The sequence below is a fragment of the Thermomonas hydrothermalis genome, from assembly GCF_900129205.1.
GTDB lineage: Bacteria > Pseudomonadota > Gammaproteobacteria > Xanthomonadales > Xanthomonadaceae > Thermomonas > Thermomonas hydrothermalis.
Map to the genome: position 1 here is coordinate 1 of NZ_FQUK01000030.1, position 18,174 is coordinate 18,174.

14 protein-coding genes and 2 pseudogenes are annotated in these 18,174 nt (G+C 64.7%); 1 reads left to right on the forward strand and 15 read right to left on the reverse strand.

The annotated features are described in order from the left end of the window. Positions 1-92: 92 nt before the first annotated feature. Positions 93-1,052 (forward strand): IS1595 family transposase, encoded by a 960-nt coding sequence (locus BUA29_RS08825; protein ID WP_072756222.1) that lies wholly within the window; start codon positions 93-95, stop codon positions 1,050-1,052. A gap of 26 nt (positions 1,053-1,078) precedes the next feature. Here the strand turns inward: BUA29_RS08825 and BUA29_RS08830 are convergent, their stop codons facing one another. The 15 genes and pseudogenes from BUA29_RS08830 to BUA29_RS08905 form a co-directional block, all read right to left on the reverse strand. Beyond that, the gene (locus tag BUA29_RS08830; protein ID WP_072756223.1) at positions 1,079-2,233 is read right to left on the reverse strand and encodes a S1C family serine protease; all 1,155 of its coding nucleotides are present in this window, start codon (positions 2,231-2,233) and stop codon (positions 1,079-1,081) included. Between the two features lie 24 nt (positions 2,234-2,257). Further along, positions 2,258-3,223 (reverse strand): zinc metalloprotease HtpX, encoded by a 966-nt coding sequence (locus tag BUA29_RS08835; RefSeq protein ID WP_045785189.1) that lies wholly within the window; start codon positions 3,221-3,223, stop codon positions 2,258-2,260. Positions 3,224-3,230: 7 nt separating this feature from the next. After that, positions 3,231-3,644 carry a phosphate-starvation-inducible PsiE family protein gene (locus BUA29_RS08840; RefSeq protein WP_425443774.1) on the reverse strand — a complete coding sequence of 138 codons (414 nt, stop codon included), beginning with the start codon at positions 3,642-3,644 and terminating at the stop codon, positions 3,231-3,233. Positions 3,645-3,776: 132 nt separating this feature from the next. Continuing rightward, positions 3,777-4,217: a thioredoxin TrxC gene (gene trxC, locus BUA29_RS08845; protein WP_009238721.1), complete on the reverse strand. Its 441-nt coding sequence runs from the start codon at positions 4,215-4,217 to the stop codon at positions 3,777-3,779. Further along, positions 4,214-6,096: pseudogene (gene ftsH, locus BUA29_RS08850) on the reverse strand (ATP-dependent zinc metalloprotease FtsH). Before ftsH ends, trxC begins: the two are co-directional and overlap by 4 nt. Positions 6,097-6,123: 27 nt before the next feature. Then, entirely contained in the window at positions 6,124-7,554 is a 1,431-nt protein-coding gene (cls, locus tag BUA29_RS08855; RefSeq protein ID WP_072756225.1) for a cardiolipin synthase, read from the reverse strand. A 16-nt stretch (positions 7,555-7,570) separates the two neighbouring features. Further along, positions 7,571-10,420: a heat shock survival AAA family ATPase ClpK gene (clpK, locus tag BUA29_RS08860; protein ID WP_072756226.1), complete on the reverse strand. Its 2,850-nt coding sequence runs from the start codon at positions 10,418-10,420 to the stop codon at positions 7,571-7,573. 95 nt (positions 10,421-10,515) lie between these two features. Then, positions 10,516-11,085, reverse strand: coding sequence for an Hsp20/alpha crystallin family protein (locus BUA29_RS08865; RefSeq protein WP_072756227.1), 570 nt, complete (start codon positions 11,083-11,085; stop codon positions 10,516-10,518). Positions 11,086-11,117: 32 nt separating this feature from the next. After that, positions 11,118-11,399, reverse strand: a complete 282-nt coding sequence (locus BUA29_RS08870) for a helix-turn-helix domain-containing protein (RefSeq protein WP_072756228.1) — start codon at positions 11,397-11,399, stop codon at positions 11,118-11,120. Positions 11,400-11,626: 227 nt separating this feature from the next. Further along, entirely contained in the window at positions 11,627-11,926 is a 300-nt protein-coding gene (locus BUA29_RS08875) for a hypothetical protein (protein ID WP_425443775.1), read from the reverse strand. Positions 11,927-12,279: 353 nt separating this feature from the next. Beyond that, positions 12,280-13,032, reverse strand: coding sequence for an SseB family protein (locus tag BUA29_RS08885; protein ID WP_072756229.1), 753 nt, complete (start codon positions 13,030-13,032; stop codon positions 12,280-12,282). 74 nt (positions 13,033-13,106) lie between these two features. Beyond that, a pseudogene (locus tag BUA29_RS08890) lies at positions 13,107-16,022 on the reverse strand (efflux RND transporter permease subunit); the annotation flags it as partial. Between the two features lie 360 nt (positions 16,023-16,382). Next, on the reverse strand, positions 16,383-16,904 hold the full coding sequence (gene lspA / locus BUA29_RS08895) for a signal peptidase II (RefSeq protein ID WP_072756230.1): 522 nt from the start codon (positions 16,902-16,904) through the stop codon (positions 16,383-16,385). A gap of 126 nt (positions 16,905-17,030) precedes the next feature. Then, a complete protein-coding gene (locus BUA29_RS08900; protein ID WP_072756231.1) occupies positions 17,031-17,645 on the reverse strand; it encodes a cation efflux transmembrane domain-containing protein in 615 nt (204 codons plus the stop codon). Positions 17,646-17,689: 44 nt separating this feature from the next. Next, positions 17,690-18,169 (reverse strand): MgtC/SapB family protein, encoded by a 480-nt coding sequence (locus BUA29_RS08905; protein ID WP_218587175.1) that lies wholly within the window; start codon positions 18,167-18,169, stop codon positions 17,690-17,692. Positions 18,170-18,174: the final 5 nt, after the last annotated feature.

Here is an 18,174-nt window from a genome sequence, read left to right on the forward strand (position 1 = left end):
TCCTGATTAGCCCCGACCCTCAGCCGCCAGTCGCAGGATGTGCGTCGCCCACCGCCGAGCATACGGCCACCTGAAGGCGACGAGGTGGCGTCATGAGCATCAATTCCGTGCAGTTCCAGGCTGGCCTGTCCATGGCCGAGTTCATCGCCCGCTACGGCACCGAGGCCAAGTGCTACCGTGCCCTGTACCAGTGGCGTTGGCCGCAAGGCTTCCGCTGCCCGGCCTGCACTGGACGGGCCCGCTCGCGGTTTCGGCGCGGGACGACGGTCTACTACCAGTGCCGCGCCTGCCGGCACCAGACCACGCTGACCGCCGGCACGATGTTCGAGGGCACCAAGCTGCCGCTGCGCACCTGGCTGCTGGCCCTGCACCTGACCGCGACCAAGACCAACCTCGCCGCGCTGGAGCTGATGCGCCACCTGGGAGTCAACTACAAGACCGCCTGGCGGATGAAGCACAAGATCATGCAGGCCATGGCCGAGCGCGAGGAACCCCGGCGGCTCAATGGCTTCGTGCAGATCGACGATGCCTACCTCGGCGGCGAGCGCAACGGCGGCAAGCGCGGGCGCGGTGCCGAGGGCAAGCAACCCTTCGTGATCGCGGTGCAGACCGACGCCCGCTTCGCCGCGCCGAGCCTGGCCGTGATCGAGCCGGTGCGCAGCTTCGACAACGTCTCGCTCGAGGACTGGATCGCACGGCGCCTGGCGCCCGGATGCGAGACCTATACCGACGGTCTGGCCTGCTTCCGCCGGCTCGAAGACGCCGGCCACGCCCACACCACGCTGGACACCGGCGGCGGCCGTGCCGCCACCGAGGCGCCGGGCGCGCGTTGGGTGAACGTGCTGCTGGGCAACGTCAAGCGCGCCATCAACGGCACCTACCACGCCATCCGCCAGGCCAAGTACGCGCGGCGCTACCTGGCCGAAGCCGCCTACCGGTTCAACCGTCGCTTCCGCCTGCATGAGATGCTGCCGCGACTGGCCACCGCCATGCTGCGCTGCAAGCCTTGCCCCGAGCCGGTCTTGCGCGCTGCGAGCAATTTTCATGGCTGAGGGTCGGGGCTAATCAGGACTCCAGATCAGGCGCCAGGTTGCAACTCCACGCGCACTTCCCGTTGTTTACCGGCCCGCTCAACTGACAAGACCACAACATCTCCTACCTTTCGCTCGTCAAGCCGTGCGAGCAGTTTGGCGACATCGTCGACGGGAGCGCCGTCTATGCCTGTGATGCGGTCTCCCGGTACGATACCTTCGGGGCCAACGGTGATACCGCTCAGCCCCGCCTTTTGCGCCGCTGAGCCAGGAGCGACGCGGAGCACAAACACGCCTTGGGTGCCGGTCAGCGCCTGCAATCGGCGGTTGAGCTGCTCGTCTACCTCGATCCCAAGCGCCGGACGGATGTATTTGCCGGTCTTGATGAGTTGTGGCACCACACGCATGACCGTGTCCACCGGCACGGCGAAGCCGATCCCCGCCGATGCACCGGAAGGGCTGTAGATCGCTGTGTTGATGCCGATCAGGCGGCCGGCCGAATCGAGCAACGGTCCACCCGAGTTGCCGGGGTTGATGGCGGCATCGGTTTGAATCAGGTGTTCGATGGTCACTCCGCCAGATTCCCCGGGCAGTGATCGATCGAGCGCGGACACGATGCCGGTGGTGAGTGTCCAATCCAGGCCGAAGGGGTTGCCGATGGCGAACACCTTTTGTCCCACCTTGAGGTCTGCGCTGGTGCCGACCGGAACGGCGGGCGGGCGCTGGAAACCGACGCCGATTTTGAGCACCGCGATATCGTGGGCCGGACTCACGCCGACCAGCGCGGCTTGGTAATCGCGGCCGTCGGCCAGTTTGACAGTGGCCTCCGACGCCCCCTGAATCACATGAAAGTTGGTAACGACATGACCGGCGTCATCCCAGATGAAACCCGAACCCGTCCCGCGCGGCACGGAAAAGACGTTGCGCGTCCAGACATCTTGTACCAGTTGGGACGTCGTGATGTAGACCACCGATGCCCGGGATTTCTCGAACAGTTCGATGGTGGCCTGTTCGTCAGCGGCCAGATCGCCACGCGGCGTGACGGTGCGCTCAGCGGCTTGGCGCGGGCTGAACCAGGCCTCGATGGCGGGCAGGAACTGCCAGAACAGCATGAGTGCGGCAACGCACGCAGTGATGAAGAGCCACCGCCGGACGAAATGATCCGGAGCTGGGCGTTGTGGGTAAGGATCGTGGTAAGCCATGGCGGGGGTTCCTTTTCGAATGATTTAGCGCCAAAGGCCGCTCAGGCCCCGGCGTGGCGGGCGCATCGGGGCGAACGACCTTGGCGCGAGATATTCCGTTTGGAACGGCAGGGCCTGCGATGGCTGAGGCGCCAACGCCATCAGGCGCGCGATACGATCCTCTGTCGCCGGATGCGTGCGCAACCAGGACGGTTCGGGATTCCCCCAGCCGGGCAACAACCAGGCTCGCCACGAGCGGCTCACCCGCTCGATCTTCGCCAGCGCCGAGGCGAGCCCGTGCGGATCTCCCGTCAGCTCTACTGCCATCCGGTCGGCATCGAACTCTCGCACACGTGACAGACCCAACTGTGCGAGCAGTGCCAGTTGCGGCGAAGCGGCCAACAACAGTAAGCCAATCCAGTTAATTTCTGCTGCACCGACCAGCAAGACTGGAATGCTGATCAGGAGCGCGACCTGACCCAACAACGCCAGCAGGTTCGTGAGCCGGCTGATCGAATCGGCCAAGCCCATGACACGAAGATCTTCTTGAGCGATGTGCGCGACTTCATGCGCCAGCACGGCTTGCAGTTCGCGCATACTCAGGCTGCGGAGCAGGCCATCGGTGAGGGCAATGGAGGCAAGGCGCCTGGAGCCGGTGGCAAAGGCATTGACGATGTCGCTGGGCACATAGTACGGAACCGGCGTGTTCGGCAATCCTGCGCGAGCTGCGAGCGCTCGCAGCAACGACCAGATTGCGGGGGCTTCATCAGGGCGCAAGGGACGGGCGCCATACAGACGCAAGGTCATCGCGGAGGCGGCGACAGGTTCGATCAGCAGGGTCAATGCGCATGTTGCCAGTGCCAGCCAAAGGCCAATCTCGCCGAACAGCAGACTGCCAGCGGCAGCCGCGATCCCCACCAGGGTCAAAACCAGCAGCGCGGTTTGAAAGCGATTGAGCCAGCGGTGCCTCGACCTGGCATCGTGTCGGCCGACTAGACCATAGGGGGTCATGCCTCCATTACTCGCTCTTGCGGTCATCGCGTTCACGCATGAGCCAATAGGTCAGACCCAAGGCCAGTACCGTCCCCGCCAGCGCGGCCACTTTGGCAGGATCAACGTCGGGTTCGAGGATGATGAACTTGCGGGCCAGTGCCAGGATCGCGATCAGAATGATGGTCTTGACCTGGATGATGCTTTCCTTGCGCAGAGCCACTTTGACGATCGAATGCTTGAATTCCATGGCGATCAGCAGCGTCATGGTGGCACCGAACACCAGCTGGAAAACCTTATGATCCAGTGAATTCAGCGCATCCATGACGAGCAGCGTGAAGACGAGCCGAATCAACTGGATCAGCGAGATCACAATGACCACCGCGATGACGCCCGAAAGCGTGATGGCAACGACCTGCTCGAAGCGCTCGTAAACCGTCATCAACCGCCACTGGGAGCGTATCTCGTCAAGGGCCGTGTGGCCAGATTCTTTATGCATAAGCGTCGCGCTCTCTCTTTCAACGAAACGTTAATGGAACGGGGAGTCCGAGAAGACGACTCGATTGCACCTGAATCATCGGGGCAATTGCGAAGCCACCCAGCGCATAATGTCCTGCGCGCCCATGGCGCCCGCCTGACGTGCAACCTCATGTCCCCCTCGGAACAAAATCAGGGTTGGAATGCTGCGAATACCGAACTGGGCGGCCAGGTGAGGCTCGGCCTCGGTATTTACCTTGGCCAACCTCACCTTGGGTTCAAGCAGGGAGGCTGCCTGCTCGAACTGCGGCGCCATCATCTTGCACGGTCCACACCACGGCGCCCAAAAGTCAACCAGCAGCGGCAGGTCACTGCGCTCCAGATGACGGGCGAAGGTCGCTGTGGTCAGATCAATGGGTTCTCCGGTGAACAGCGGGTGCTGGCACCGCCCGCAATTGGGCTTCTCTGCCAACTTGTTGGCTGGCACGCGGTTGATGGATTGGCAGTGTGGGCAGACGATATGAATGCTGTCACTCATGAGGGGGCTCCTTGGGACACAGAGGAAGTAATGGCTCCGGCAGTTGGGCCGCTGTGACATGGGGATTCGAGCTGTAGCCCTTGCGTCAGTTGCCGGATGCTGTATTCATCCAGCGTTTCCCGTGCGAGCAGTTCGCGCGCGCACCGCTCCAGCACTTCTCGGTTGATTTCGAGAATTCGGTATGCACGATCAAACACACCCATCACGATGTCACGGATGGCTTGGTCGATGCGTGTCTGAGTCGATTCGGCTACCCGGCAGCCACCCTGTACCAGTTCAGGCGCATCAAGAAAACGCGGCCTCTGTGCCTCAAAAGCAACGTACCCCAAGCCCTCATCCATGCCGTAGCGCGTAATCATGTCGCGGGCGATGTGGTGGCCCGTGCGAGATCGTCTGAAGCCCCTGTGGACAGCTCGCCAAACACGAGCTTCTCAGCCGCGCGCCCTCCCAGGAGCACGGCGATCTTGTGCTCCAGCTCGGCACGTGTCATCAGAAATCGGTCTTCGGTGGGCCGCTGCAGGGTGTAGCCGAGTGCACCGATGCCACGCGGAACGATTGAAATCTTGTGTACCGGATCGGTGCCGGGCAGCGCCAGCGCCACCAGCGCATGCCCCATCTCGTGATAGGCCACGGTTTCCCGCTCCTTGGGATTGAGCACTCGGTTCTTCTTCTCCAGGCCCGCCACGATGCGCTCGATGGCGGCGGTGAAGTCCTGCAACTCCACGGCGGACGCTTTGCGCCGGGTCGCGGCCAGCGCGGCCTCGTTGACCAGGTTCGCGAGGTCTGCACCCGAAAAGCCCGTGGTCAGCGCAGCCACCTGTTCGAGATCGATATCCTGAGCCAGCGTCACCTTCTTGACGTGGACTTTCAGGATGTCCAGCCGTCCCTTCTTATCGGGCCGGTCCACCAGCACCTGACGGTCGAAGCGACCGGCGCGCAGCAGCGCCTGGTCGAGGATTTCGGGGCGGTTGGTGGCGGCGAGGATGATCAACCCGACCGAGCTGTCGAAGCCGTCCATCTCCGTGAGCAGCTGGTTGAGGGTCTGCTCGCGCTCGTCATGGCCGCCGATGGGGCCGCCGACGCCGCGCGCGCGGCCCAGCGCATCGAGCTCGTCGATGAAGATGATGGCCGGCGCCTGCCTGCGGGCCTGCTCGAACAGGTCGCGCACGCGCGCTGCACCCACGCCGACGAACATCTCGACGAACTCCGAGCCGGAGATAGAGAAGAACGGTACCCCGGCCTCGCCCGCCACGGCCTTGGCCAGCAATGTCTTGCCGGTGCCCGGTGGGCCGACCAGCAACACGCCCTTGGGAATGCGCGCCCCGAGCCGTCCATACTCCTGCGGATTCTTGAGGAAATCGACGATCTCAACCAACTCCGCCTTGGCTTCATCGACGCCAGCGACATCGGCAAAGGTCACGCCAGTGTTCTTCTCCATGAATACCTTGGCACGGCTCTTGCCGATGCTCAGGAAGCCACCCATGCCCTGCTTCTCGGCGAAGCGGCGGAACAGGAAGAACCAGACGCCGAAGAAGGCCACCGCCGGCAGAATCCAGGAGAGCACATCACGTAGCCAGGTGCTTTCCACCACCCGCGCGTAAGGCACGTCGTACTTGGACAGCCGCTCGGCCAGGTCGGGTTCGACGCGAGTGGCCACGATGGTGGTCTTGCCCTGGCTGTCCGGCGATTTCAGGCGCCCGGTGACCGTGCGGTCCGACACCAGCACTTCGGCGACGCGCCCCTCGGCCAGCGCCTTCTCGAATTCGCTGTAGGGCACGGGCTCGACGGTCTTGGCCGCCTGCCAGTAGTTCTGCAGCGTCAGCAGCAACAGGCCGGCGACGATCCAGTAGCCAATGTTCCATTGATCTTTCTTTTCCATCGGCAATGTTCCTCGCAAGTCGTGTCGCTAGAGAATGGGGGTGAACAGACGGGCCACCCCGTCGCGCAAGCGGATGGCCAGCGGGCGGGCGCGCAACGCCATCGCCGATATCTCGTCCGCCGCATCACGGGCAGCATCAAAAAGGGATGACAGCCGCGTAGACAACGCGGTGTCGTACACCTCCACATTGAACTCGAAGTTCAGGCGCAGGCTGCGCGCATCCCAATTGGCCGAACCCAGGCAGCACCACTGGCCGTCTATCAGCATCAGCTTGCTGTGGTCGAACGGGCCAGGACGTTCGAAGATGCGCACACCGTGCTCCAGCACCTGCCAGTAGTGGGCGCGCGCGGCCCATTGCACCGTGGGATGGTCGCCGTTTGCGGGCGTCAGCACGTCGATACGCACGCCGCGCAACGCGGCCGTGCTCAGCGCCGCGATCATCGGCTGATCGGGGACGAAGTAAGGTGTCCAGATGCGCACCGAATGCTTCGCCGCGCTCAAAGCGCCCATGAAGGTCCAGCGCATCCTGTCCAGGGCCTCATCGGGACCGGCCTCGATGCCGCGCGCCCAAGAGGTTCCTTGCTCATCAGCCGTTGCGGGCGGTTCGCCCCAGAAACCCTTGCTGAGCCGCTCGCCCGTGGTATCGCACCAATCATCGGTGAAGCACCGCATCAGATGCGCAACCACCGGCCCGCGCAGACGAAAGTGCAAATCGTGACAGGCCTGCTCCGGCGCATCGGGCCGCCAATACGGGCTGAAGATGTTCATGCCGCCGGTGAAACCCGTCTCGCCATCGATCACCAGCAGCTTGCGGTGATTGCGCAGATGCGCGGCATGCAGGCGCGCGGGAATCAACGTCGGGTTGAACGTCGCCGCCGGAACGCCGGCGCGCTGCAAGGCGCGGTAGGCGCTGCGGGGCGTCCAGCGGGCATACACGTCGTCGATCAGCACCCGCACTTGCACGCCGCGCTCATGAGCCCGGCGCAGCGCATCGACGAACTGCGCCCCGATGCCTTGGCTGTCGAAGATGTATGAGGCCAGCGCGACGCTGTGCCGCGCTGATTCGATGGCCGCGAGCATGGCCGGGTAGGCCTGCTCGCCATCAACGAGTGGCTCGATGCGGTTGCCACCGGTCAGCGACTGGCCGGTGGCGCGTCCCACCAGGTGCGCCAGGCCGGCAAGCGGCGGCGATACGGCCTCGGGCACCGTGGGTGAGAAATCTTGCCGAACTGCAGGACCCAGCCCCGGAAACAGCCGCCGCGCCCGCCGCTGGTAGCGGTTGATGCCAAACAGCCCATACAGCAGCGAACCGCCCAGCGGCAACAAGGTGATCAGCAGTACCCACAGCGTGGCCGATCGCGGGTCACGCTTGTAGATGACCGCGTGCCCCGCTGTGGGGATAGCGACCGCCAGCGACACGAGGGTGGCTGCCCATGTCAGCCCGTTGAGGTCGGACACGACAGCCTCCCATCGCTCAAGATTCGCCGCCCGCTGACTTCTTCTTGCGCGCAGGCTTGCTCGCGTCGCTCGGCGGCGTCTCGGCCACGTTCGCGGCATCGGGCTTCTCAGGCTCGGCCGGCTTCGCGGGTGGCTCCTGGCGCTCGAAGACCACCCGTTCGGCCTTGTCGTCCCAGCGGGCGCTGACGTGATCGCCCTTGCCGATACCGCCACCCAGCATCTCACGCGCCAGTGCCGTCTCCAGCTCGCTGCGGATCAGCCGCTTGAGCTCACGCGCGCCGAACTCGGGCTTGTAGCCTTCCTCCGCGAAGTGATCGATCAAGGTCTGGTCGAAGGTCAGCGTCACGCCCTGGCTGGCGGCGTTGCGGGCCACACGATCGAGCTGCAGGCCGACGATATGGCGGATCTCCTCCTTGCCCAGCGCATGGAAGACGATGATCTCGTCGATGCGGTTGAGGAACTCGGGGCGGAAGTGTCCGCGCAGCACGTCCATCACCTCTGCCTTGGTCTTCTCGTATTCCTCGCCGGCGGCGCCACGGGCCTTCAGCCGACGCTGGATGATGTCCGAGCCCAAGTTCGAGGTGGCGATGATGATGGTATTGGTGAAATCCACCACCCGGCCCTTGCCGTCGGTGAGCCGCCCGTCGTCGAACACCTGCAGCAGGATGTTGTAGACGTCGGGGTGAGCCTTCTCGATCTCGTCCAGCAGCAACACGCTGTAGGGCTTGCGACGCACCTTCTCGGTGAGCTGGCCGCCCTCGTCATAGCCCACATAACCCGGAGGCGCGCCCACCAGGCGTGCCACGGTATGGCGTTCCCCGTACTCGGACATGTCGATGCGCAGCAGCGCACCTTCATCGCCATAGATGGACTCGGCCAGCGCCTTGGCGAGCTCGGTCTTGCCCACGCCGGTCGGCCCGAGGAACAGAAAAGTCGCCACCGGCTTGCTGCCTTCGCGCAGGCCCGCGCGCGACAACCGCACGGCATCGGCCACCGCGCGCACCGCTTCGTCCTGGCCCACCACGCGCTCGTGCAGCCGCTGCTCCAGATGCAGCAGCTTCTCGCGCTCTTCCACCGTCAGCTCGCTGACCGGGATGCCGGTCAGCCGCGAGACGATCTGCGCGACATGCTCGGCTTTGACCTCGGCGCTGCCCGAGGCGCGCTCGCGTTCCCATTCCTCGACGAGCTTCTTGAGTTCGGCCTCCTTGGCCTCGATGCGCTTGCCCAGCTCGGCGGCCTTGTCGTACTGCTTGCGCGAGGCCATGTAGTCCTGCTCACGCCGCAGCTGGTGCAGTTCGGCCTCCAGCTCCTGCACGGCAACCGGGCGGGCCGTGGCTGACAGCTTCACGCGTGCGGCCGCCTGGTCGAGCAGATCGATGGCTTTGTCGGGCAAGAAGCGCGCGGTGATGTAGCGGTCCGACAACTCGGCGGCGGCGATGATCGCATCGTCGGTGATGCTGACCTTGTGGTGCGCCTCGAAGGTGTCGCGCAGGCCGCGCAGGATCATAATGGTCTGCGCTACCGTCGGCTCCGGCACCATCACCGGCTGGAAGCGACGCTCCAGCGCGGCGTCCTTCTCGATGTACTTCTGATACTCGTTGAGCGTGGTGGCGCCGATCAGGTTCAGCTCGCCGCGCGCCATCATCGGCTTGAACACGTTGGCCACGTCCAGCCCGCCTTCGCCGCCACCCTGGCCGGCACCGACGATGGTGTGGACCTCGTCGATGAACAGAATCAGCTCGCCCTGGTGCTCGGTCACTTCCTTGAGCACCTTCTGCACACGCTCCTCGAACTCGCCGCGGTACTTGGCGCCGGCCACCATGGCGTTGATGTTGAGTTCCACCAGGCGCTTGTCGCGCAGCGTCTCGGGCACCTCGCCAGCAACCATGCGCTGCGCCAGCCCCTCGACGATGGCGGTCTTGCCCACGCCAGGCTCGCCGATCAGCACCGGGTTGTTCTTCTTGCGCCGGGCCAGCACTTCGATGGTCGTCTCGATCTCCTGCGCGCGGCCGATGACCGGATCGAGCTTGCCCTCGCGCGCCATCTTGGTGAGGTCGCGCGAATATTTATCCAGCTCCGGCGTGTTGGTCGGCGTCGAGGCGCGGCCATCCTCGGCCCCTTTGCCGACCACCTTGCTTACCTGCTGGCGCAGCGCTTGCGGCGTGAGGCCGTAACGGCGCAGCAGGTTGGCCGCCAAACCTTCGCCTTCCTCGGCGAGCCCGATCAGGAAATGCTCCGGCCCGACATAAGAGTGGCCGAGTTCGTTGGAGGCCACGAAAGCACGGCTGAGCGCGTCCTTGACCCGGGGCGACACGCCGATCTCGCCCTCGAACGGCTTATCGCCGCGCTTGGCTTCGGATTCGATCTGGCGCTTGAGGTCATCGACCTTGATCTTGAACTGCCCCAGGATGGTCTTGACCACGTCGCTGTCGGATAGCGCCAGCAGCAGGTGTTCGGTATCGACTTCGGCGCGCCCGAACTCTGCAGCGTGTCGGGCGGCCTCCTGCAATAGGGCCTCGGACTGTTCGCTGATACGGCTGGCGAGCCCACTGCCGCGACGGCGCGAGGTGCCCGTACCGGCCGGGGCGGGTTCGCCGAACGAGGCATCGACCACCTCGTCGGTATCGGCCGCCATGGACCGCGCGTCGTCACCGATGCGGAAGAAGTCGCTGCCAAGGAAGTCTTCGAACAGCCCGCTGCGCGAGCCGAACAAGGCTTCCAGCGGTGAGACGGTGCGCTTTTGCTGGCGCACCAGTTGGCGATAGTGATCGTCACACAACAGCATGGTGCTGTGGCGACCATTGAGATTGGCTTCCACCCGCACCGTGGCGGGCTGGCCGCAGACTTGGCATTGTTTTCTGACCATGCTGATGCTCCTTGAGAGGACTGATTTGACGAGGCGCCGAAGGTCACGGCGCCTCGACCTTCACCTGGTTTTTTCGGAGGACGAGCCGATCGGCGTCAGCCGTTGATCGGGATCGAGCGCCCGTGCTTGGGGGCACTGGCCTCGCGCTTTTCCATCGTGATCGTGAGCACGCCGTTCTTGAAAGCGGCCTTGATCGTGTCCTGGTTGGCATCGGCCGGCAGGTTCAGAGCGCGCTGAAAGCTGCCGTAGGAGCGCTCCACCCGGTGGAAACCACCGTCTTTGCTTTCCTGCTCCTGACGCTTTTCACCGCGCACCAGCAGCACGTCGTTGTCGAGCGTGATCTGGATGTCTTTTTCCTCGACGCCGGGCACTTCCAGGGCGATCTTGTACTGCTTGTCGGTCTCCTGGATGTCCAGCGCCGGTTTCAGCAGGCCCGGCCACTCCGACGGCCAGCGTGGCATGGCCAGCGTCGGGAAACCGAAGCCTCGAAACGCGTCGTCGAACAGGCGATCGATCTCGCGATGCAATTGCAGGAGGGGACTGACGGGCCCACCCGCCACCGGCAGGTCATAGCGCTGCGCCGGCAGCGAGGCAGCGCTCTGTTGTTCTTCCTGCTCCTTTTTGAACCAGTTCCAGGGAGCCAATTTCTTGAAATCAATGTCCATGTCATACCTCCAGAAATCAATTGAAGACTCACTCAATCCGTTTGCCTGCGGCTATGGATGGCGCGCCCAGGCAACACGGGATGTTTCGCTGACTTCGGCTGCTCATCTGTGCGTATCACCTCCTTCTTTCTGCCTGCTTGGATCTGATCATTGATCCATCGATCGATTTCACTTTGACGAAACCGCCACGTCCCGCCGACCTTGAAGGCTGGAATTTCCCCGTGCGCGGCGAGCCGGTAAAGCGTCCGCTTGCCGACCTTTAAGTAGGCAGCCAACTCGTCGAGTGTGAAGATCGCCTGCTGGCGCGCTGTCATACCACCCCCACAAGCTCCGTCGTCACGCGGCCTCGCTCGAGGAAGTTCTTGCAAGACTTTGCAAGATATTGCGCCTAACATGCCGAAAGTCAAGAGTCAACATCCAGCGACCTGCTGGCCGATTGATGTGACTCAAATCTTCAAGGACGCTATGCCAGGGCGGGCCGGTCCGGCGCAGGGGACAGTGGGTTGATCGGGACCTTGCGGGCGCCGCCCACGGCCGCAGATCAAACACCGATCCTCACGTTGTAACCGAGCGCCCGCAGCCCCTTGCTCGTCCGCATGTTCCTTGGTGGAAACTCGTCTGGGCGCGCCCAGCCGACAATTTCCCCGAGGCTGCTCAGACCAATGTGTGGAATTGCCCAGTCGTCGCTGCGGATCGCGTTCCAGAGCCGGGCTGAAACACTTCCGTTGCCCCAGACGACGTAGTTCAACAGCTCAAGCACCGTCCGCCCTTCGCGAGATCGCTGCCGCCAGACCATGGGGAACTGCTCGCTGCCGGCCTCGCTGATCTTGAGGGTACTCATGCCACGACCTCCTCGGCTTCGGACTCGACGCGGTCCAGCACCCACAGGTCCAGTTCATCGACCCGGATCTCGCCCGTCATCAGCTCGCACAAGGGGTGGACGTGCGTTGACGTCATCGACTTGCGGGCCGACGGCGAACCGGCTGACGAAACCGATTACGCCACCTGCCAGATGTGCGGCAACGAGAAGATCCGCTACGTCCACATCATGGAGCATCCGGATCTGGACGAGCACTTCGACGTCGGGGGCGTCGATGCTTCCCAAGCAGGGCGGCGATAGCTTCCTGATCGAGACCCAGCCACTCAGCGGCACGAATCGCCGCTTTTGCAAGGGTCTGCCGGGCTCTGAGGTCGTTATCGATCATTAGACGAAGCTTGACTCGATGCTCCATCGTATCCGCGGTGCCACAGCGGACCGATGTGTGACGCGACGAGCCACTCCGGAGGTTCATCCGAATCGTAGACAGTGACATCCACAGGGAGGCGGGGTACCTGCGGGCACGCGACCAGGGCGACCCCCACAGCCCTCACGGCTTGCTCCGAGTAGAGCTGGCTCACCGCGAGGACGACGAGCAAGCCGGACGTGCGTTGCGGCTCCTCGCGCGCCACCTCAAGTAGATATACCTCGCTGATCGCCTTGAACGACAAGGCGGCGCGTACAGCGGCCTCGCCGATCCACGCATCTTCCGGTCTGGCTGCTCTGACGACAGTCGGATCGCCAGCGTCGTGCCGCTGAACGATCGGCACGCAGCCACTGCGGAGCAGCGCCACGATCTCTTCTGGATAGAGCGTGCAACTCACGTCATTGGGGTCCAGCATCCATGTGGCGCCCGGTGCTGACTCGAAGAGTTCTCGTCCCACCACGGCGACTACCCTTGCAGCGCCTCGTGCTGCGGCATGTGCTTTGACGTCGTCGCTGAAGACCGGAATCACAGTGATTCCGTCCGGCCGCGTGAAGCAGATCAGTCGCACTTTTCCGCTGGCGTCCGAGAGCGGGAGGTGGACGTACAGGACGGCCGTGAGCAGGGCCTGGAAGAACGCAGGCTCCTCCATGGGATTCTCGATCGCTCGCGCCTGCAGGCGCGCCAGCTGCTCAGGGGTCGTCATGCCCTAAGTATTACGCAGGCCGACCCTGCATGCACCCGGCGGGCTAAAGCCCGCCGGATGTCGAGGGGTTCAGACTAGCTCGCTGGAACTCCGCGAATGTCGCCGTCGCGATGCAGCCAGCGATAGAGCGCTGGCAGCACGATGAGCGTCAGGAGGGTTGACGACACGATCCCGCCGATCACGACGGTGGCGAGTGGACGTTGAACCTCCGAGCCGGCCCCGACATTCAGGGCCATGGGCACGAACCCGAGCGAGGCCACGAGAGCTGTCATCAGGACGGGCCGCAGGCGACCGATCGCACCGCCTAAGATTGCGTTGTCCAGCGGATCGCCCTGCTCCCGCAGCTTGCGGATGAACGCGATCATAACCAGGCCGTTGAGTACGGCCACGCCCGACAGTGCGATGAAGCCCACCCCCGCCGAGATCGAAAGCGGGATGCCACGCAGCGCCAACGCGACGACGCCGCCCGTGAGCGCGAGCGGCACTCCGCTGAACACGATCGCCGCGTCCTTCGCTGATCCAAACGCCATGAACAGCAGGCCGAAGATGATCACCAAGGTCACGGGAACGACGATTGCCAGCCGGCGGCTGGCCGAGATCAGCTGCTCGAACGTGCCGCCGTAGTCCACCCAGTAGCCCGTGGGCAGCTTGACGTCGGCACGGACGCGTTCCTGCAGCTCCTTGACGAAGCTGCCGAGGTCCCGGTCACGCACGTTGGCCGTCACCACGATCCGTCGCTTTCCGTTCTCGCGATTGATCTGGTTCGGTCCGGGCTTGGTGTCGATCTGTGCAACCTCACGCAATGGCACGGTCTTGGGGGTGCCGGCAGCCCAGCGCGCATCCAGTGCGGACTCGTCCGGCTCGGCCTCGCGAAGCGGGATCGGCAGATCGAGCAGCGCGGCCGGATCCTGGCGCAGCTCCTCGGGCAGGCGAACGACGATTTCGAAGCGACGATCGCCCTCGAAGAGGTGACCGGCGACCTCGCCGCCAATGGCCGTCGCCACGGTCTCCTGCACATCCCCCGGGTTGAGCCCGTAGCGCGCCAGCGCAGCGCGATCGGGCGTCACTGTCAGCAGCGGAAGGCCTGTGACTTGTTCGGCCTTCACGTCGGCGGCGCCATCAATCGAGGCGAGCACCCGCTGGATCTGCGCACCCGTGCGAACCAGTTGCTCGAGATCATCGCCATAGATCTTGACCGCCACATCGGCGCGCACGCCCGAGATGAGCTCGTTCGTCCGCATCTGAATGGGCTGGCTGATCTCGTAGTTGCTGCCGGGGATCGCCTCGAGCGCCTCTTCCAGCTCTTCTATGAGCTCCTGCTTGGGCTTTCGCGGGTCCGGCCATTCCTCACGCGGCTTGAGGATCACGAATGTATCGCCCATGGACGGCGGCATGGGGTCGCTCGCCACTTCCGCGGTGCCAAGTTTGGAGAAGACGCGCTTGACCTCCGGAAAGCCGGCCAGCGTTCGCTCCAGCGATTCCTGCATTCCGATCGCCTGCGTCAGGCTGGTGCCGGGGATGCGGATGGGCTGGATGACGATGTCCCCCTCGTCCAGGTTCGGGATGAACTCCGAGCCCAGGCGGGTCGCCAGCAGGCCCGAGAGCACCACCAGCGCGGCCGCGCCGGCCATCACCGCCATACGGCGTCGGAGTGCCCACGCCAGGATCGGCTCATAGCGGCGCCGGACCCAGGCCACGAGCCGGTTCTCCTTTTCCTCGACCTTGCCATTCAGGAAGACGGCGATCGCGGCGGGAACGAAGGTGAGCGACAGGATCATCGCGCCGGTCAGCGCGAGGACCACCGTGATCGCCATCGGATGGAAGAGCTTCCCCTCGATCCCGCTCAAGGCAAAGATCGGCAGGTACACCGCTCCGATGATGCCGAGGCCAAACAGACTCGGCCGGATCACCTCCGCCGTGGCGGAGGCCGTGACATCAAAGCGTTCCTCGTCGGTCATCTTCCGGCCGAGGCTGTGCTGCATCTCCCCGAACCGGCGCAGGCAGTTCTCGATGATGATCACCGCGCCATCGACAATGAGGCCGAAATCCAGCGCGCCCAGGCTCATGAGGTTGCCCGACACGCCGCCCCGCACCATTCCCATGATGGTGAACAGCATCGCCAGCGGGATGACAGCTGCGGTGATCAGGGCCGCCCGGATGTTGCCGAGCAGCAGGAACAGCACGACGACGACGAGCAACGCACCTTCGATCAGGTTCTTGGAGACCGTATGGATGGTGCGGTCGACCAGAGCCGTGCGGTCGTAGACCGGCTCGGCGCGCACGCCCTCCGGCAGGCTGGCATTGGCCGCCTCCAGACGGGCAGCCGCCGCCTGCGAGACCTCGCGGCTGTTGGCGCCGACCAGCATCACGACCGTGCCGACGACCACCTCGTGCCCGTTCTGGGTCGCGGCGCCCGAGCGCAGCTCGCGCCCCTCGGCCACCGTGGCGATATCGCCTACCCGGATCGGGACGCCACCGCGCCGGTCGAGCACGATGCTGCGGATGGCATCGAGGTCCCCGACCTGCCCGGGCACGCGGACGAGGAACTGCTGGCCGTTGCGCTCGATGTAGCCGGCGCCCACGTTCTGGTTGTTGGCCGAGATCGCCGAAACGACGTCCCGCAGCGTCAGATTGAGCGCGACCAGCTGGGCCGGGTCCGGGGTGATGTGGATCTGGCGCTCATACCCACCGATCGTGTTGACTTCGGCGACCCCGGGTGTGTTGCGCAGCTGCGGGCGGATGACCCAGTCCTGCAGCGTTCGAAGGTCAGTCGCGGTGTAGGGCGTGCCGTCTTTCTTCAGCGCCTTGGCATCGGCCTCCACGGTGTACATGAAGATCTCGCCCATGCCCGTTGCGATGGGGCCCATCTCGGGTTCCATCTCCCCGGGCAGCTGCGAACGCGCCTGCTGGAGTCGCTCGGCCACCTGCTGGCGGGCAAAGAAGATGTCGGTACCGTCCTTGAAGACGACCGTGACCTGCGAAAGCCCATAGGGGGTACAGCCGAGATACGCGCGAAACTACACAACAGATTGCATTTTTGTCTGCTAGATCAAGGGCTTGCCCGAGATTTTTTTGAACGAGCAGCGTGGTCTCTGGACGGGAGCGTCAATAGGACAAGTCCTACGGCCGGGGGTCAGCCGAGATACGTGTAAAAACAGTGCACAAACGCTGTTTTATCGTTCTGTATCAAGCGCTTAGATGGCTCGTGAGCGATGGCGTACCCCAGCGCGGCGCGGCGTCTGCGCGTACCTGCCGCTTCTGGCGCCGCCGTGCCGCCATGCGGGTCGCGCGGCGTCGGCGCGTGGGGCTACTCGCGCGTCGCCCTCGCTTACCAACGCTCGCTCGCATCGTCACCGACCCGCGCGCCGCGCGCCCGGTGACCGCTGGCGTCGCGCGGACACGCCCTCTGAAAGGACGAGCCCCACCACGCCGACCACGATGGCCACGTCGCCCAGGTTGAACGACGGCCAGTAGTAGTCCTTCCAATGCCACTGAATGAAGTCCACGACGTGTCCGCGCGCGATCCGGTCGGCGGCATTGCCCAGCGCGCCACCGATGATGAGCGCATATGGCGCAGCCTGCCGCCAGTCGGCGCGCGGCAGTCGCTTCAGGGCGATGCCGAGAGCGACGGAAACCACCATCGCCAACACGCTGAAGAACACCTGCTGCCACCCGCCGGCGTCGCTCAGAAGGCTGAAGGCCGCGCCCGTGTTGTACGAGCGGTACCAGTTCCACAGGCCGTCGATGACGGGAACCGGAGTGTATTCGGGCAGGTGCGTCAGTACCCAGGCCTTGCTCCCTTGGTCGATTGCGATCACGGCCGCCGAGAGCAGCAGCCAGACCATCGCGGACCGAACTTTTCGGGTGTCCATACAGCGCTCACATTGTTGTGAAGAGAGATCAGGCCGCTTCGCAGCGCAGGCACGTCCTTCGCTTCGTCCGGAGCGCCCCGCGCGCGGCCCGGTCCGCCGGCACCGCTTCCGTTCGCCTCCGGCCGGTCAGGCACGCCGCAGTTCCGCCCACGCATCGCGCGTCACGCGCATGGCGGACCTGAGGAACAGCACCAGCAGCGCGGCGGCGACCACGATGTCCGCCCATCCGGAGCCGGTCAGCCAGACCGCGCCCGCCGTCAGCAGAACGGCGACGCCTTCCATCACGTCGTTGCGGGAGCACTCCCAGGACGACGCCATGTTGATGTCGCCATGCCGGAAGGGTGTGAGCAGTCGCAGGCAATAGACGTTCGCCGCCAGGTTCAGTACGGCCGCCACGGACATCGTGTCCAGTGCCGGGGCCGAGGGCTCGCCGATGCGGATGGCGAGCTGGACGGCGACGCCCATTGCCGCAGCGAGGATCAACGCCGCCTTGAGCAGGCTGACTCGCGCCTTCCAGGGGGCCGGGCGGCCGACGACAGCGAGGCTTGCGCCGTACGTCAGCGCATCGCCCAGGTTGTCCAGCCCACCCGACAACAGGGACACCGATCCGCTCGCCAGCGACGCGACCAGCATCATCGCGAAGGTAGATGCATTGATCGCGAGCACGATCTTGAGCGCCCGCCGCTGCTCCGCCTGCAGGCGTTCGACGTCGGGCCCGGGCCCGCAACATGCCTTACCCATGGATCGCTTCCTCCGTCACGTCGCTTGTCGCCTGTCCACCGCACTCACTTCCGGCCGCCATCGGGGACCAGGCGCGGAATCACGGCGGTCACGAACAGAGCCACGCCCGTGGCGATGATCGCCAGGAGCGCATTGCCGAGCCCGGCAGCGACGCCGATCGCCGAGGTGAGCCAGATGCTCGCCGCGGTGGTCAGCCCTTCGACACGCATGTCCCGCTGCAGCTTGAGGATCGCGCCGGCGCCGAGGAAACCGATACCCGACACCACGCCCTGGACGACCCGCGTGTTGTCGGCCTGCGAAACGCCTGCGTAGAGCGGCGCCATCACGAACAGCGCCGAACCAACGGACACCAGGATGTGAGTCTTCAGCCCTGCCGATCGCTCCTTCTTCTCGCGCTCGTACCCGATGGCGCCGCCGAGCACCGCCGCCAGCAGCAGTCGAAGGCTGCTGACCAGCATGACCGAAGCGCCGGGCATAGCGAACTCCGCCGCCAGTGCAGCCGTGAGGTCGGTGGGCATGTTCATGACAC

Bases quoted from the DNA above. Each gene is read 5' to 3' on its own strand.
- BUA29_RS08825 (WP_072756222.1), top strand. From the start codon at position 93: ATGAGCATCAATTCCGTGCAGTTCCAGGCTGGCCTGTCCATGGCCGAG.
- BUA29_RS08830 (WP_072756223.1), bottom strand. From the start codon at position 2,233: ATGGCTTACCACGATCCTTACCCACAACGCCCAGCTCCGGATCATTTC.
- BUA29_RS08835 (WP_045785189.1), bottom strand. From the start codon at position 3,223: ATGACCCCCTATGGTCTAGTCGGCCGACACGATGCCAGGTCGAGGCAC.
- BUA29_RS08840 (WP_425443774.1), bottom strand. From the start codon at position 3,644: ATGACGGTTTACGAGCGCTTCGAGCAGGTCGTTGCCATCACGCTTTCG.
- trxC (WP_009238721.1), bottom strand. From the start codon at position 4,217: ATGAGTGACAGCATTCATATCGTCTGCCCACACTGCCAATCCATCAAC.
- clpK (WP_072756226.1), bottom strand. From the start codon at position 10,420: ATGGTCAGAAAACAATGCCAAGTCTGCGGCCAGCCCGCCACGGTGCGG.
- BUA29_RS08865 (WP_072756227.1), bottom strand. From the start codon at position 11,085: ATGGACATTGATTTCAAGAAATTGGCTCCCTGGAACTGGTTCAAAAAG.
- BUA29_RS08870 (WP_072756228.1), bottom strand. From the start codon at position 11,399: ATGACAGCGCGCCAGCAGGCGATCTTCACACTCGACGAGTTGGCTGCC.
- BUA29_RS08875 (WP_425443775.1), bottom strand. From the start codon at position 11,926: ATGAGTACCCTCAAGATCAGCGAGGCCGGCAGCGAGCAGTTCCCCATG.
- BUA29_RS08885 (WP_072756229.1), bottom strand. From the start codon at position 13,032: ATGACGACCCCTGAGCAGCTGGCGCGCCTGCAGGCGCGAGCGATCGAG.
- lspA (WP_072756230.1), bottom strand. From the start codon at position 16,904: ATGGACACCCGAAAAGTTCGGTCCGCGATGGTCTGGCTGCTGCTCTCG.
- BUA29_RS08900 (WP_072756231.1), bottom strand. From the start codon at position 17,645: ATGGGTAAGGCATGTTGCGGGCCCGGGCCCGACGTCGAACGCCTGCAG.
- BUA29_RS08905 (WP_218587175.1), bottom strand. From the start codon at position 18,169: ATGAACATGCCCACCGACCTCACGGCTGCACTGGCGGCGGAGTTCGCT.